The sequence below is a fragment of the Rudaea sp. genome (assembly GCF_057139185.1).
This window is the reverse complement of sequence record NZ_DBNHDN010000008.1, coordinates 1-14,508: the sequence shown is the minus strand read 5'-3', so window position 1 is coordinate 14,508 and position 14,508 is coordinate 1. Positions and strand designations below refer to the sequence as shown.

Sequence of the window (14,508 nt, the reverse complement as noted above, 5' to 3'; positions counted from 1 at the left end):
CGCATCAACGCCTGCGCGCCATCCATTCCGCGTGCGACTGGCCCCAGATGTCGCAGACCTTGTCGCTGAACGGCGGCGGCAACGCGGCCTGGCGCAGCCGGCGCGACCCGAGCCTTGCCGCGACCGCGGCGGACTTCGTGTTGGCCGGCTCGATGCAGTGGATCACCTCGGACCAGCCGAGATTCGCGAACGCCCAATCGATCGCGGCCGTCGCCGCTTCGGTCGCAAAACCCTTGCCGGTCGCCTCGCGCGCAAGGCCCCAGCCGACCTCGGTGCCGGGCCAGCCTTCAGGCATCCATGGGCCGATGCGGCCGACCCAACGACCACTCGCCTTCTCGATCACCGAGAACATGGAAAACCCCTGGATCGTCCACGCGCCGGCCATGGTCAGGAAACCTCGCCACGCAGCCGCCCGCGGCTGCGCGCCGCCGATGAAGCGCGCCGATTCCTCGTCGGCCATGAACGCAGCCCAGGCATCGAAATCTTCGCGCGCGATCGGGCGCAGCAGCAGGCGGGTGGTTTCGATGGTTGCAACGGCAGTCGTCATACGTGTTCCACCGCCCACCTCTCCCGCTGACGAGAGAAGGAAAAAACTAAAACGCGTTGATCCCCGTCACCTCGCGTCCGACCACGAGCTGGTGCACGGTCTCGGTGCCTTCGTAGGTGATTACGGATTCGAGATTGAGCGCATGACGGATCGGACCATGCTCGGTGGTGATGCCGGCGGCGCCGAGGATGTCGCGGCATTCGCGCGCGATGTCGATGGCCATGCGGCAGTTGTTCCATTTCGCCAGCGACACCTGGGTCGGCTGCATCTTGCCCGCGTCCTTGAGGCGGCCGAGCTGCAGCGAGAGCAACTGCGCGAGGGTGATCCGTCGCGCCATGTCGGCGAGCTTGACCTGCACCGCCTGATTCGCCGCGAGCGGACGCTTGAACAGGATGCGGTTCTTGGCGTATTCGGCGGTCTCGGTGAAGCAGGCGATCGCGGCGCCGATCGGCCCCCAGGTGATGCCATAGCGCGCCTGGGTGAGACAACCGAGCGGGCCCTTGAGGCCCTTCACGTTCGGCAGGCGGTTGGAGTCCGGCACGCGCAGGTTGTCGAAGAACAGGCCACTGGTCACCGAGGCACGCAGGCTCATCTTCTTGTGCACCTCCTGTGCGGCGAAACCCTTGCTGTTGGTCGGCACGATGAAGCCCTGGATGCCGTCGTCAGTCTGCGCCCAGACAATGGCGATGTGGGCGAGATTGCCGTTGGTGATCCACATCTTCGCGCCGTTGATGACCCAGTCGCCGCCGTCGCGCTTCGCGTGCGTCTTCATGTTGGCCGGATCGGAACCGCCGTGCGGTTCGGTCAGGCCGAAGCAGCCGATCACCTTGCCCTGCGCCATCTGCGGCAGCCACTGCTGCTTCTGTTCCTCGCTGCCGTAGGCGTAGATCGGATACATGCACAGCGAGGACTGCACCGAGGCGAAGCTGCGCAGGCCCGAGTCGCCGCGCTCCAGCTCCTGGCAGATCAGGCCGTAACTGACGCCGTTCATGCCGGCGCAGCCATACTCCGCCGGCAGCGTCGCGCCGAGCAGGCCGAGTTCGGCCATCTCGGGAATGAGTTCGGCGGGGAACCGCGCCTTGTCGAAACAGTCGCCGATGATCGGCAGCACGCGCTCGTCGGTGAAACGCGCGACGGTGTCCTGCACCATGCGTTCTTCTTCGCTGAGCAGCGAGCGGATGTCGTACAGATCGACAGGGTTTAGCGCAACGGCGGCCATATATGACTCCAGGAAATTCCGAAAAAACGAACGACGCGCGCCGACGTCCAGCTGCAGCGAAGCTGTCAGCTGCAACGGCGGCAGGGATTGCGGCGGCGAAGCCGTCGGCAATAGCCGGTATTCTATGAGGCCGTCATTGGTCGAGTCACCATCCAGATTTGCCGCAACATGAAGGTACCAATTCTCACCTATCACGCGACCAACATCTTCGGTCGCGACTACGCGAGCAACAATCACGTTGCCCTCGCCGACGACCTGCGCACGATCGCACGCCTCGGCCTGCGCATCGTTTCGGCGGCGCAGGTCGTCGACGTGCTGCTGGGCGAGGCGGCGCCGTCCAGCGTCGAATGCGCGGTCGCGCTGACCTGCGACGACGGCTCGTACTTCGACTGGCACGACATGGAACATCCCCACTTCGGACCGCAGCGCGGATTCGCCGGCATCCTGCGCGACTTCAGTGGGGCAACGGGACGCTGCGCCCACATGACCAGCTTCGTCATCGTCTCGCCCGCGGCGCGCGCGGTGCTCGATGTCACCTGCATGGCCGGCCGCGGCTGGTGGCGCGACGACTGGTGGCGCGAGGCCGCGCGCGAAGGCGTCATCGCAATCGAAAACCACAGCTGGGACCACAACCACGCGACCTTGCCGCATACGGTGCAGCACGAACAACGCAAGGGCACGTTCAGCACGATAGCCAGCCACGTCGACGCCGATGCCGAGATCCGCGCGGCGGCCGACTGGCTCGACGCACATCTCGCGCCGTGTCGCAGCACGCTGTTTGCCTACCCCTACGGCGAATGGAACGACTATCTCGTGCGCGAATATTTTCCGCACCACGGCCATGAGCATCGTCTGCGTGCCGCCTTCACCGGCGAGCCGCATCCGGTCGAGGCGGATGCCGACCGCTGGCTGCTGCCGCGCTATGTCTGCGGGCACCACTGGAAAACGCCGGCCGAACTCGAACGTCTGCTGCGCGACACGACGACGCGTTGAACGCGAAGCGCTCGCTTCGAGCTACTCCGCTTCGATGACGACGATATCGAGGTTGTAGGTCGGCTGCGTGATCGCGATTTCCCAGTCGACGGCAACGCTACCGGCGCAGGCATCGCAGGCATAGAGCAACTGGTTGCCTACCGCATAGACGAGCTTCGCCGGCCGCCCGTCCGCACGGGCCGTGCCGACGGCGTCGGCAGCAACTCCGGTCAGCGAAACGACATCGCGCGGGTGCGTCTGGAACGCCCAGGTCCGCGCCTCGGAACGCAGCGTTTCCGGCACGACCTGCATGCGGCGCAGTTGCGTACGCTGCGTCCCGGTGGCCGGGCCGACCGGACGGATCCGGTGATAGATCGCCATGCCTGCGATCGTTTCATCCGCTGCGATGGTCGTCTTCGCGGCCGCCGCCGACTCGATGCCGAGCAAGTGTTCACCCGCTTCGTCCGCACCACGAAAACGCAGGTCGGGCCAGCGCCCGCAGGCAATGCGCAACGGCACCGCGAAGTCAGCCTCCAGCAACGCCGCCAGACGTCCGTGCAAGGTCATCGGCGCACAGCCGATTGCAGCGAAGGCATCGACCTTGCGCGCGGGAAAAAATGCGATCGGCACACGCATGTAGCTCGCGCCACGTTGCGTTGCGTCGACGTAGGGATTGGCGTCCGGCATGATGCGCAACGCACGGATGTCGCGCAACAGAACGCTGAATGTCGCCAGCGACAGCGCCACCTGCACGCCGAGCGCGACGGCACCGAACACCCTGCGCCACGCCGGCGCGGCCGACAGCCAGCCGTACCAGCCGAGCGCCAGCGCAAAAGCCAGCGCAGGCAGCGCCGACATCAGCATCCAGATCGGCATGTTCGCGCGCACCAACACGAGGAAGGCGCACTGCAAAACCAACGCCGCGATCGCGATACCGAACGCGCGCCGCAGTACGCGCGGCAACAGGGCGACTCCGCTAAACGCCACCGCCAGGCAAACGCAGTACAGAGCCCACGCGAGGCGCACCGTGGGCAGCTTCCACGGCGTCATCATCATCAGGCCGGACCATTCGCCGTTGACGAACAAGCCCGCGAGCAGGCGCGCCAATCGACCGAAAGGATCGACCGCGAGATCGTGGCTCGCGTACGTTTCGGCCGCCTTGCGCATGCCGACTGCCAGCGGCTGCGGGTCCAGCCACGGCGGCAGCAGCGACAACACCACCACGAGCGCAGCCAGACCGAGCATGGCCAGCGCGTGCCAACTGCGATGACGCCACAGCAACACCAGCCCGGCCGCAAGGATCCAGGTCGCCGTGGTCGGATGCGCGTGCACACACGCCGCGGCGGCAAGGCCGAACAGCAGCGCACGCGCAGGCCTCAGAATGTCGCGGCAGCGCCACGCCGCGAGTGCGAGCAGCCACAGCGTCGTTTCCACCACCGCCGGATGACTGGGGAAAATCAGCGGCGCGATCGCCCAACCGGTGACCGCGATGCCAGCGGCGAGTGCGACGCCGAAGCGCGCGTCGAGCAGGCGCGTGCCCAGGCGCAATGCGAGGAAATACTTCAGCGCGGCCAATGCCTGCACCGCGGCGGCGGCGACCGCGATGCTGCCGCCCAGGCGCAGCACCGGCGCGAGCAGGTAGTACCACCACGGCCCCAGTTCGACGAGCTGGTAGATGGGCGGTCCCGACCATGGAAAGCCTTCTCCGTAGGCGATCACGGTGGCCCAGTAGACATCGCGACGGAAATCCACGACCCCCGCAGAGTTGTAGCCCGCGACGACATGCAGCGCGAGCATCAGGCAGCAGAAGGCCAGGCCGGCGATGCGCCAACCGCACAGTTGCCGCGCGGGGGCAGCCGTCGTCGAAGCCCGGGCAAATGAAGTTGACATCGAAGCGCCACGGGAAAAAGTTGCCGCATCCTAACCGATTCGCCGCGCCGTCCGCGTCGCGCCGTCACGTACGGGGTTGGGAATCTTGCGCCGGTCCGCTACCCTTTGCCACTCCGCCTCGACAGGTTCCACGCACATGCTCCGCTCCGCCCTGCACACCCTGCCCGAATCGTTGCGCGGCTTCCTCACGATCACCGAGATCGACGATGCCGAATTTCTCGTCGGCGCGCTGTTCCGGCGCAAGTTCAACGATCCGGCACCGGATTTTCCGCGCCATATCGTCGCGCTGTATCGCGACGCGGATGGCGCCACGCACGTGCTCGGTTACTCGCACATGCGCCCGTTCGGCGACATCTACCTGTCCGGCGGCTCGTGCAGCAACGGCGACGCGGTCAAGCGCATGCAGGCGCACGAACGCGACGCGTTGTACGCGGCCGGCGGCACCTGGTATCTCATTCTCAAGTATGCGTTCGAGCGCTATGCCGACTGCTGCGATGCATTCTTCGGCTACACGGGCGATCCGCGCGCGCGCGAAGTCGCGGTCGCCGCGGGCTGGATTCCGACCGAATACGAAAACCTCTACGTGAACTGGCACAAGCCGCTGCCCGAGTCGTTCCGCCGCGCGCTGTTGGCCAAGGCGCATGCGGTCGGCGAGTTCTGAGAACCCATCGCAACGATTGCCGCGACCGCAAGCCCGCTCCACAGCAAGACCAAAGCTCGGCGGACCATGCTTTGCGCCGCGCCCGCCGGATTGCACTTCGGCGCAGCGAAGAAACGAGGCCACGGGAAAACCGCAGATGCGGGTATTGATCGTCGAGGATTCGCTGCCGTTGGCGCAGGCCCTGATGCGCGGCCTCGGCGCGGAGGGCTACGCCTGCGACCACGCGCCCGATGGCGAGTGCGCACTCGCGTATCTCGGCAGCTTCGACTACGACCTCGTCGTGCTCGACCTCATGCTGCCGCAAATCGATGGCCTCACCGTGCTGCGCAATCTGCGCACACGCAACGATGCCGCGCGCGTGCTCGTGCTCTCGGCGCGCGACCAGGTCGCCGACCGCGTGACCGCACTCGACGCCGGCGCCGACGACTATCTGGTCAAGCCGTTTGCTTTCGACGAACTGCTCGCACGCCTGCGCGCGCTGCGTCGGCGCCCGCTCGACCAGGCCGAACCGACCTTGCGCCACAACGGCATCGAACTCGACCCGCGCACGCGCGGCGTGCGCTGCGGCAACGCACAGCTCGAGCTGACGCCGAAGGAATTCGCCCTGCTCGAACTGCTGTTGCGCGAGCGCGGCCGCGTGCTGTCGCGCACACAAATCTTCGAGCGCCTCTACGACGGCGCGAGCGAAACCTCGGACAAGGCCGTCGAAGTCATCGTCAGCACGCTGCGCGCCAAGCTCGCGCAATGCGGCGCAGGCGGTTTGATCGAAACACGGCGCGGCTTCGGTTATGTCGTCGCCTGAACCCTCGCGGGCACCTTCGCTGCAACGCCGGCTCGTGATCGAGCTGTCGGTCGCGCTCGGCCTCATCCTCGTGCTGCTGTTTCTCGTGCTCGACCGCCTCGTCGACAACGAGCTCTACGCGCGCATGGATAGCGCTTTGCTCGAACGCACGCACACGATCTCGGCGTTTCTCGACACCCACCCGGGGCCCGCCGAACTCGGCGAGCTGGGCCGCCTGTTGCCGGAATACGAAGTTCCCGGCCACACCGACTTCTTTGAAGTCTGGAATGCCGACGGAACCAGCCGCTCGCGCTCGCCGTCGAGCGCTGATCGCCCGCTCGCGCGCCCGCCGCAGACGCCCGCCGAAGGCACGCCGCTGTACTTCGACATGACCCTTCCCGATGGCCACGGCGGCCGCGCCGTGGCGACGATGCTCGAGTCGCGCACGGCCGGCGGCGACCGCAGAATGCTCGTCGTTGCGACCGAGCGCGAACCGCACGACCGGCTCGAACGACGCATCCACTACACGCTGATGGGCGGCATTGCACTCGCCCTCGCCCTCGCCGTTCTGATCGCCCTGCTTGCCGTGCGCCGTGGCCTGACGCCGCTGCTGCGCTTCGGCGAACGCATCGCGACGCTCGACGACACGCAGCCTCCCGCGCGGATCGCCGCCGAGCCGTTGCCGCGCGAACTCGCACCGTTCGCGCGTGCGCTGGGCACCGCGTTCGACAAACTCTACGCAACGATCGAACGTGAGCGGCGCTTTTCCCGCGACGTCGCCCACGAACTGCGCACGCCGCTGACCGAGATCCGCACGTCGATCGAAACCGCCGTACGCACCCCCGGCGACAGCGAGGGAACCCGCGCCGCCTTCGCCGCGTCGATCGGCGCGGTCGAGCGCATGCAGCGCGCGATCGACGCACTGCTCATGCTCGCGCGCCACGAAGCCGGACTCGCCCACCCCGCGTTCGACCCACTCGACTTGTCGGCGCTGCTCGAGAGCCTGCTCGATGCGCTCGGCACCTACGCCCGCGAACGCGACATCCGTTTCGAGTGCGCATGTCCGCCGAACCTGTGGATACGCTCCGACGTCGGCTCGCTCGAACGCATCGTCTCCAACCTGCTGCGCAACGCGATCGAATACGCACCGGCGGGCAGCCGCGTCGACATCGGCGTCGAGGCGCGGAACGACGGTGCCATCACGCTGCACGTCGCCAATCCGGCCCCGAATCTCTCCGCGGAAGATCTGGGCCACGTCGGCCAGCGCTTCTGGCGCAAATCGCCTTCCGGCGGCACCGCGGCGCATGCCGGCCTCGGCCTCGCGCTGGCGCTCGCACTGGCACGCAATCTCGGGCTCGAACTGCATTTCACTCTCGAACGCGAAACTTTCCACGCGCGGCTGCTGGCGTTGAAACCGCTCTGAAACCGCGTCGCCCACAGCTTCACCAAAGCTGACCGCGGCATCGTCGCCATCGTGAATCCTGCCGATGGTGTACCCATGCCCCGTTTCTCCCTTGCCTGCCGCGCATCGACGTTCGCCTGCCTGGTCGTCGGCGCGCTGGCGGCGCAGGCCGCCGACATCGAACTCGATGCCGCCGAGGCGCAACGCCTCGGCCTTCGCACCGAGCCGGCCGCCGTCGCGGAGCACATTCCACTGGATCACCTGCCTGCCGAAATCGCCACGCCGCTGGAATCCGCGCGTACGATCAGCGCGCCGTTCGCCGGCGTCGTCGCAAGTGTTGCCGTCGACGAAGGCGCGAGCGTCGCCGCCGGCGCGCCGCTCGCGCGCGTGCAGAGCCGCGATTTCCTCGCAGCGCAAGCCGACCTCGCACGCAGCAGCAGCGATGCGACGCTCGCACACGGCCAGGCCGAGCGCGACGACACGCTGCTCGCCGAGGGCATCATCTCGCGTGCGCGCGCCGACGAGGCGCGGGCGCGGGCGCGCGATGCGCAGGCCCGCCTGGCCCAGGCGCGTGGCGCGCTCGCCCAGGTTGCGCTGCCCGCGCATGCCGCTGCCGGCGAGTACGAACTGCGCGCGCCGGTCGTCGGCCGCGTGGTGCGCCGGAGCATCGCGCCGGGTCAGGTCGTCGCTGCGTTCGAGCCCGCCTTCCTGCTCGCTGCGGACGACGCCGTCGACGTCGTGCTGCAGGCGCCGGTCGCACACCGCGCCGCGTACACGCCGGGTCTGACCGTGATCATGGCCGACGGCGCACGCGCCGGTCTCGTCGCCGTCGCCGCGGCCACCGAAAGCGGTAGCCAGAGCGTACGTCTGCGCGCGCGTCTGCCGGCGTCACAACATTGGCTGATCGGGCAGCGCACGAGCGCGCGGCTCGAACTGCCGGCGCCACCGGGCAGCGTGCGCGTTCCGCTCGCCGCACTCGTTCCCGACGGCGAGCACACCCTGGTCTTCGTCGCCAACGGCCAACGCTACGCCGGCGTGCGGGTTGAGCGTCTCGGCGCGGACGCGCGGAACGCAATCGTGCGCGGCGCGCTCAAGCCGGGCGATGCGATCGTCACCAGCGGCGCGAGCACGCTGAAATCTCTGCACGATCAGTGAGGCGATCATGCTGAGTCGCCTCGTCCAATTCGCGCTGAGCCAACGCCTGCTCGTCGTCGTCGGCACGATCGCGCTCGCAATCGCCGGCGCGATCGCCTGGCGTTCGCTGCCGATCGATGCCTATCCCGACATCGCGCCGACCCAGGTCAAGCTGATCCTCAAAGCGCCGGGCATGACGCCCGAGGAAGTCGAATCGCGCGTCGTCGCGCCGATCGAAATGGAACTGCTCGGCTTGCCGAACGCGGCCGTGCTGCGTTCGGTCGCCAAGTACGCGATCGCCGACATCACGATCGACTTCAGCGAGGGCACCGACATCTACTGGGCGCGCCAGCAGGTCGCCGAACGCTATGCGGGCGTGCAGCCCAACCTGCCGGACGGCATCTCGGGCGGCCTCGCGCCGATCTCGACGCCGCTGTCGGACATGCTGATGTTCACGATCGAGGGCGGCGGCCTGAGCCTCGCCGAGCGCCGCGCGCTGCTCGACTGGACGCTGCGCCCGGCGCTGCGCACGATTCCCGGCGTGGCCGATGTCAACGCACTAGGTGGCGAGGCGAAGAGCTTTGCCGTGATTCCCGACCGCGGCAAGCTGTCTGCGGCGGGACTCAGCTTCCGCGCGCTGGCCGATGCGATCGAACGCAACAACCGCAACGACGGCTCGGGCCGGCTCGACGCCGGCGAGGTCGCGCTGATCGTGCGCGCCGAGGGCGCGGTGAAGACGCCGGAGGATCTCGGTGAAATCGTCCTTTCGAAACACGACGGCAAGGTGCTGCATGTGCGCGATGTCGCCGAAGTGCGTATCGATGCATTGACGCGCTACGGTGCGGTCACGCGCGACGGCAGGGCGGAAGCGGTCGAGGGTATCGTCGTCGCCTTGCGCGGAGCCGATGCCGGGCGCCTCGTCGCCGCGGTACGCGAGCGCCTCGCCGAACTGCGCACGAGCCTGCCCCCCGGCGTGACGATCGAAACGTTCTACGATCGCAGCGCGCTGATCGATCGTGCGGTCGGCACGGTGACGCGCGCAATGATCGAGGCGTCCATGCTCGTCGTGCTGTTGCTGTTCGCGTTCCTCGGCGAAGTGCGTGCGGCCGTGGTCGTATCGCTGATCCTGCCGTTGTCCGCGCTGTTCACCTTCCTGATGATGCGCGTCAGCGGCATGAGCGCAAACCTGATGAGCCTCGGTGGTCTCGCGATCGCAGTCGGCATGCTCGTCGATGCCGCCGTCGTCGTCGTCGAGAACACGGTGAGCAGGCTCGACCCACGCGCCGCAGGCGCCAGTCTGCCTCGCCTGCACCGCATCTACGCCGCGGTGCGCGAAGTCGCCGTGCCGGTCGCCTCGGGCGTCCTCATCATCTGCCTTGTGTTCCTGCCGCTGCTCACGTTGCAAGGCCTCGAAGGCCGCCTGTTCGCGCCGGTGGCGCTGACGATCGTGTTCGCACTCGCCGGATCGCTGCTGCTGTCGCTGACCTTCGTGCCGGTGCTGTCGTCCGCACTGCTCCGGGAAAAAACGTACGCCGAGCCGTGGCTGATGCGCCAGATCGATCGTCTCTATCCACCGCTGCTCGACGCCGCGCTGCGCCGACCGAAGATAGCCTATGCCGGCGCCGGCGCCGCGCTCGTGCTCGGCATCGGCGCGTATCTCGGTACCGGCAAGACGTTCATGCCGACGATGGACGAAGGCGACCTGCTCATGCAGGTAGTGAAGCTGCCGTCGATCAGCCTCGCGCGTTCGCGCGATCTCGACCTCGCCCTGCAGCGCGAAGTACTCGCCATGGTTCCCGAAGTCGAGCACGCAATCGCGCGCCTCGGCGCGGACGAGCTCGGCCTGGACCCGATGGGCCTCAACGAAACCGACCTGTTCCTGCAGCTCAAGCCGAAATCGAAATGGCGCGTGTCCGACAAGGAATGGCTCGCGGGTGAACTGCGCAAGGTCGCCGACGGTTTTCCGGGGCTCGAAGTCGGATTCACCCAACCGATCGAGATGCGCGTAGCGGAAATGCTGACCGGCAGCCGCGGCGACGTCGCGATCAAGATCTTCGGCCCGGACCTCGCCACGCTCGCCGATCTCGGCACGCGCGTCGCCGGCGTGATCGGCAAACTGCACGGCGCGCAGGATGTGATCGCGCAGACCGGCGAAGGCGTGCAGTTCCTGCGAGTGGCGATCGACGCACAAATGGCCGGCCGTTCCGGTTTCGACGTGGCCACGATCCAGGACGAACTGCGCGCACAGCTCGAAGGCCTGCCTGCCGGCCAGGTAATCCTGCCCGATCGGCGCATCCCGATCCTGATCCGCGGCGACGCCTCGCTGCGCGGCGACGCCGACAGCTTCGCACGCTTGCCGCTGGCGAATGCAGAAGGCGATGCGCTGCCGCTCGACATGCTCGCCGGATTGACGCCGGCCGCGGGCCCGGTGCGGGTCAATCACGAGAACGGCTCGCGCTTCGTGCTGATCCAGAGCGGCGTCGCCGGCCGCGACCTCGTCGGTTTCGTCGACGAGGCCCGGGCAGCGGTCGCGCGCGACGTGCCGTTGCCCGCCGGCTATCGCATCGTCTGGGGCGGCCAGTTCGAGAATCAGCAGCGTGCGGCGGCGCGGCTCGGCCTCGTCGTGCCGGTCGCGCTCGGCCTGATCTTCCTCGTGCTGTTCACGACATTCGGTTCGGTTCGCCAGGCGCTGCTGATCCTCGGCAACGTGCCGTTCGCGCTCGTCGGCGGCCTGCTCGGGCTGGAGTTGACCGGCCAATACCTGTCGGTGCCCGCGTCGGTCGGCTTCATCGCCCTGCTCGGCATTGCCGTGCTCAACGGTCTGGTTTTGATCGACTGTTTCAACCAACTCCGCGCGCAAGGCCGCGATGTCGAGGAAATCGTCCGCGAAGGCGCACGCCGTCGCCTGCGTCCGGTATTGATGACGGCGAGCATCACCGCGCTGGGTCTGATCCCGCTGCTGTTCGCGAGCGGACCGGGCTCGGAAATACAGCGCCCGCTGGCGATCGTCGTCATCGGCGGCCTGGTCACCTCGACCGCACTCACCCTGCTGCTGCTGCCTCTGCTGTATCGCCGCTTCGGCGCGTCGAGGACCGTGTCATGACCGTGCTGCGTCGTCTCAATCTCGTGTTCGCCGCCTCGCTCGAAGAAGCGGTGACGGCGGCGCTGATCGAGCACGAGCCGCCATTGCCCGGCTTCACCCTGTTCAAGGCCGAGGGCCACAGCGGCGATTTCGCCCACGCCTCGGTCGAAGAGCGCGTGCGTGGCCGCGTCGACCGGCGCGTCCTGTGGATGGTGCTGACACAGGACGCTGCCGTCGATCTCGTCGCTTTCCTGCGTTCGCGCGTGTACTCGGGCGAAGTCGTGTGGTGGACCGAGCCGGTCGAATCGTTCGGGAGGTTGCGGTGATTCATTGTCTTTCCAGGCTGGCCTGTACTGCGATCGTCGCGGCGACGCTGCCCGCACGAGCGCAGGACTTCCTGCCGCCGGCCGACCGCGCGCATGCCGCGATCGGCGCCTATGCCGAGGTGCGTGCAGCCGACTCATACGTCGTCGCGGCGCGGGAAAACGCGCGCGCGCTGGCCGCGGGGCCTCACGACACCCAGCTCATGCTGATGCCGCTGCGCCGCAGCGTCAGCGACGCGCCGACGGTCAACGGCAAGGCGCGCTATGGCGAATGGGAAGTGCAGCTCACGCGGGCGATCCGCCTGCCGGGCAAGGCCGCGCTCGATCGCGAGGCCGGCGCGCACGGCGTCGCCGCCGCCGAGTTGCGTCAGGGCGATGCCGAGCACCAGGCCGCGCGCTTGCTGCTCGCGTCGTGGATGGGCTGGCTGCGCGCGGACGCGGCCGCCGCGGCGGCACGCGCGCGGCACGATTCACTCGCGCGCGAACGCGACACGATCACGCGCCGTCTGCAGCTTGGCGATGCCGCGCGGCGCGAACTCGACCAGATCGCCGCCGCGCTGGCCATCGCCCAGGCGGACCTGCGCCAGGCCGACGCGGAGCTGCAGGCGCAGCGCCTCGCGCTTCGCGCGAACTTTCCGCAAGTTCCGCTGCCCGAACGCGCGCCCTCGCTGCCCAAGCCGGCGCCGCTCGAAGACACCCCGCAGAGCTGGATCGACCGCATCGTTTCGCGCAGCCACGAAATCCGCGCGGCCGAGGAGATCGCATCGGAACGCGACGCGTTGGCCAGACGCGCGAATGCCGATCGCCTGCCCGATCCTACCGTGGGTCTGCGTACGTTTTCCGAACGCGATGGCATGGAACGCGGCCTCGGCCTCGTCGTCAGCATTCCGTTCGGCGGCGCGCGGCGCAGCGCCGAGGCGCGCGCGCAGGCCGCCGCGGCCGAAGCGGCTCGCAGCGAAACCGAGGCAATGCGCCGCGACATCGCCCGCGACGCACAACTCGACGTCACGCGCGCGCAAGTCGCGGTCGAACTCTGGCAGGCCGCGCACGCTGCGCGCACGGCGAACGCGGCCAGCCTCGCCCGCCAGCATCGCGCCTACGAACTGGGCGAAATCGGCCTTGCCGAGCGCCTGCAGGCCGAGCGGCTCGATGCCGAATCCTCACTGACCGAGCTGCGCACGCGTGCCGATGCGCACGAAGCGGCGTTGCGTGTGCGTGTCGACAGCCACGAACTCTGGCATCCTGAAGACAAAATCGAACACCAGGACCATTCCTGACAGAGGAGAGGAAACCATGAACGCCGCAGCTCCACCGACACGGCCGCCACAGGCCGATGCGCGCTACGACCGGGTCACGATCGCGCTGCACTGGATCGTCGTCCTGTTCGTGATCTTCCTGTATTCATCGGCCCTGATCTGGGACGAACTGCCGCGCGGAACGCCACCGCGCAAACTTCTGCAGGCGCTGCACATCTCGTTCGGCTTGCTGTTCATCGTCGTGCTCGCGCTGCGCGTGTACTGGCGTGTGTTCCGGCGTCCGCACCTGCCCGGCATCGGTACGGCGGCGCAGCGGCTCGCCGCTTCCGGCGTGCAGAACGCTCTGTACCTCATGCTCGTCGCGCAGGCCGTAATCGGCGTGTGCTGGCGCATCGCGCAACAGGAGCCATTGGCATTTTTCTGGCTGTTCGCGTTTCCCGAACCGCAGATCTTCGACAAGGCGACCAGGCAGTTGCTGGGCGTGGCGCACGAATACCTCGGCCACGCGATCATCGTCGTCGCCTCGCTGCATGCGCTTGCGGCGATCTATCACCATTTCGTGCTCAAGGACGGCGTGATGCGACGCATGCTGCCGCCGGCCCCGTAGGCACGTCGATACCTGCGCAACCGTGATCCGCCACGCGCTCCCCGGGCGAGGTGCCGCACGGTACCGGGCTGTTCGTCCCGGGAAGATGCTCGGCCCGTGCAAGACACCGTATACTCGGCCGGCACTCGCCGCGTCCCGCGATGCGGTCTCTTGCCGCGCCACGCCACGCCACGCCACGCCGCAAACAAAGCATCGAAACCGATGGTCGAATCCACCTCAACCCGCAACGATGAAAGAGCCGACGAGGCGTTGACTTTGCTCCTGCACCGTTACGCCGCGGGCGAGTCCGAGGCGATGGCAAAACTGCTGCCGCGCGTTTACGACGAACTGCATCGCGCGGCACGGCGCCAGTTGCAACAGGAGCGCTCCGACCACACGCTGCAACCGACGGCGCTGGTCAACGAGGTTTTCCTGCGTCTCGCGGAGCGGCGCGAACTCGAACTCAATGACCGCGCGCACTTCATCCGCCTGTCCGCGCAGATCATGCGCCACGTGCTCGTCGATCACGCGCGCGCGCAGCGTGCGCAGAAGCGCGGCGGCGACGTCGCGATCACCAGCTTCGACCGCCTCGACCAGGGTGCCGGGCTGCCGTCGGTGCACGACGCCGGCGGCGACGACGACGGCTTGCGCGTGG

The 14,508-nt window shown here is 68.0% G+C and carries 13 protein-coding genes; 10 read left to right on the top strand and 3 right to left on the bottom strand.

What is annotated here, in order from left to right; all coding sequences use genetic code 11:
• Positions 1-4 precede the first annotated feature (4 nt).
• On the bottom strand, positions 5-547 hold the full coding sequence (locus tag AC16HO_RS03175) for a GNAT family N-acetyltransferase (RefSeq protein ID WP_395642880.1): 543 nt from the start codon (positions 545-547) through the stop codon (positions 5-7).
• A 46-nt stretch (positions 548-593) separates the two neighbouring features.
• Positions 594-1,766, bottom strand: coding sequence for an acyl-CoA dehydrogenase family protein (locus AC16HO_RS03170; RefSeq protein WP_395642881.1), 1,173 nt, complete (start codon positions 1,764-1,766; stop codon positions 594-596).
• 168 nt (positions 1,767-1,934) lie between these two features.
• On the opposite strand from AC16HO_RS03170, the gene AC16HO_RS03165 reads away from it, so the two are divergent.
• Positions 1,935-2,759 carry a polysaccharide deacetylase family protein gene (locus tag AC16HO_RS03165; RefSeq protein WP_395642882.1) on the top strand — a complete coding sequence of 275 codons (825 nt, stop codon included), beginning with the start codon at positions 1,935-1,937 and terminating at the stop codon, positions 2,757-2,759.
• A 21-nt stretch (positions 2,760-2,780) separates the two neighbouring features.
• Here AC16HO_RS03165 and AC16HO_RS03160 read toward each other — a convergent pair whose 3' ends face one another.
• Positions 2,781-4,628, bottom strand: a complete 1,848-nt coding sequence (locus AC16HO_RS03160; protein WP_395642883.1) for a hypothetical protein — start codon at positions 4,626-4,628, stop codon at positions 2,781-2,783.
• A gap of 136 nt (positions 4,629-4,764) precedes the next feature.
• Between AC16HO_RS03160 and AC16HO_RS03155 the strand changes: the two genes are divergently transcribed.
• The 9 genes from AC16HO_RS03155 to AC16HO_RS03115 all read left to right on the top strand — a co-directional run.
• Positions 4,765-5,289 carry a hypothetical protein gene (locus AC16HO_RS03155; protein WP_395642884.1) on the top strand — a complete coding sequence of 175 codons (525 nt, stop codon included), beginning with the start codon at positions 4,765-4,767 and terminating at the stop codon, positions 5,287-5,289.
• Positions 5,290-5,425: 136 nt separating this feature from the next.
• Positions 5,426-6,091, top strand: coding sequence for a response regulator transcription factor (locus AC16HO_RS03150; protein WP_395642885.1), 666 nt, complete (start codon positions 5,426-5,428; stop codon positions 6,089-6,091).
• Positions 6,078-7,493, top strand: coding sequence for a sensor histidine kinase (locus AC16HO_RS03145; protein ID WP_395642886.1), 1,416 nt, complete (start codon positions 6,078-6,080; stop codon positions 7,491-7,493). Before AC16HO_RS03150 ends, AC16HO_RS03145 begins: the two co-directional genes overlap by 14 nt.
• A 75-nt stretch (positions 7,494-7,568) precedes the next feature.
• Complete coding sequence (locus tag AC16HO_RS03140; protein ID WP_395642887.1) at positions 7,569-8,627, top strand: efflux RND transporter periplasmic adaptor subunit; 1,059 nt, start codon at positions 7,569-7,571, stop codon at positions 8,625-8,627.
• A gap of 7 nt (positions 8,628-8,634) precedes the next feature.
• Positions 8,635-11,709 (top strand): efflux RND transporter permease subunit, encoded by a 3,075-nt coding sequence (locus AC16HO_RS03135; protein WP_395642888.1) that lies wholly within the window; start codon positions 8,635-8,637, stop codon positions 11,707-11,709.
• A complete protein-coding gene (locus AC16HO_RS03130) occupies positions 11,706-12,014 on the top strand; it encodes a DUF3240 family protein (RefSeq protein WP_395642889.1) in 309 nt (102 codons plus the stop codon). The genes AC16HO_RS03135 and AC16HO_RS03130 overlap by 4 nt, the downstream gene beginning before the upstream one ends.
• Complete coding sequence (locus tag AC16HO_RS03125) at positions 12,011-13,288, top strand: TolC family protein (protein WP_395642890.1); 1,278 nt, start codon at positions 12,011-12,013, stop codon at positions 13,286-13,288. The genes AC16HO_RS03130 and AC16HO_RS03125 overlap by 4 nt, the downstream gene beginning before the upstream one ends.
• A 16-nt stretch (positions 13,289-13,304) precedes the next feature.
• A complete protein-coding gene (locus AC16HO_RS03120) occupies positions 13,305-13,874 on the top strand; it encodes a cytochrome b (RefSeq protein ID WP_395642891.1) in 570 nt (189 codons plus the stop codon).
• A 201-nt stretch (positions 13,875-14,075) separates the two neighbouring features.
• On the top strand, positions 14,076-14,508 hold a 433-nt coding region (locus AC16HO_RS03115), incomplete at its 3' end, for an ECF-type sigma factor (protein ID WP_484335289.1).

What these genes read in the sequence shown, in the direction of transcription:
- AC16HO_RS03175 (WP_395642880.1), bottom strand. Translation starts at nt 547, where the DNA reads ATGACGACTGCCGTTGCAACCATCGAAACCACCCGCCTGCTGCTGCGC.
- AC16HO_RS03170 (WP_395642881.1), bottom strand. Translation starts at nt 1,766, where the DNA reads ATGGCCGCCGTTGCGCTAAACCCTGTCGATCTGTACGACATCCGCTCG.
- AC16HO_RS03165 (WP_395642882.1), top strand. Translation starts at nt 1,935, where the DNA reads ATGAAGGTACCAATTCTCACCTATCACGCGACCAACATCTTCGGTCGC.
- AC16HO_RS03160 (WP_395642883.1), bottom strand. Translation starts at nt 4,628, where the DNA reads ATGTCAACTTCATTTGCCCGGGCTTCGACGACGGCTGCCCCCGCGCGG.
- AC16HO_RS03155 (WP_395642884.1), top strand. Translation starts at nt 4,765, where the DNA reads ATGCTCCGCTCCGCCCTGCACACCCTGCCCGAATCGTTGCGCGGCTTC.
- AC16HO_RS03150 (WP_395642885.1), top strand. Translation starts at nt 5,426, where the DNA reads ATGCGGGTATTGATCGTCGAGGATTCGCTGCCGTTGGCGCAGGCCCTG.
- AC16HO_RS03145 (WP_395642886.1), top strand. Translation starts at nt 6,078, where the DNA reads ATGTCGTCGCCTGAACCCTCGCGGGCACCTTCGCTGCAACGCCGGCTC.
- AC16HO_RS03140 (WP_395642887.1), top strand. Translation starts at nt 7,569, where the DNA reads ATGCCCCGTTTCTCCCTTGCCTGCCGCGCATCGACGTTCGCCTGCCTG.
- AC16HO_RS03135 (WP_395642888.1), top strand. Translation starts at nt 8,635, where the DNA reads ATGCTGAGTCGCCTCGTCCAATTCGCGCTGAGCCAACGCCTGCTCGTC.
- AC16HO_RS03130 (WP_395642889.1), top strand. Translation starts at nt 11,706, where the DNA reads ATGACCGTGCTGCGTCGTCTCAATCTCGTGTTCGCCGCCTCGCTCGAA.
- AC16HO_RS03120 (WP_395642891.1), top strand. Translation starts at nt 13,305, where the DNA reads ATGAACGCCGCAGCTCCACCGACACGGCCGCCACAGGCCGATGCGCGC.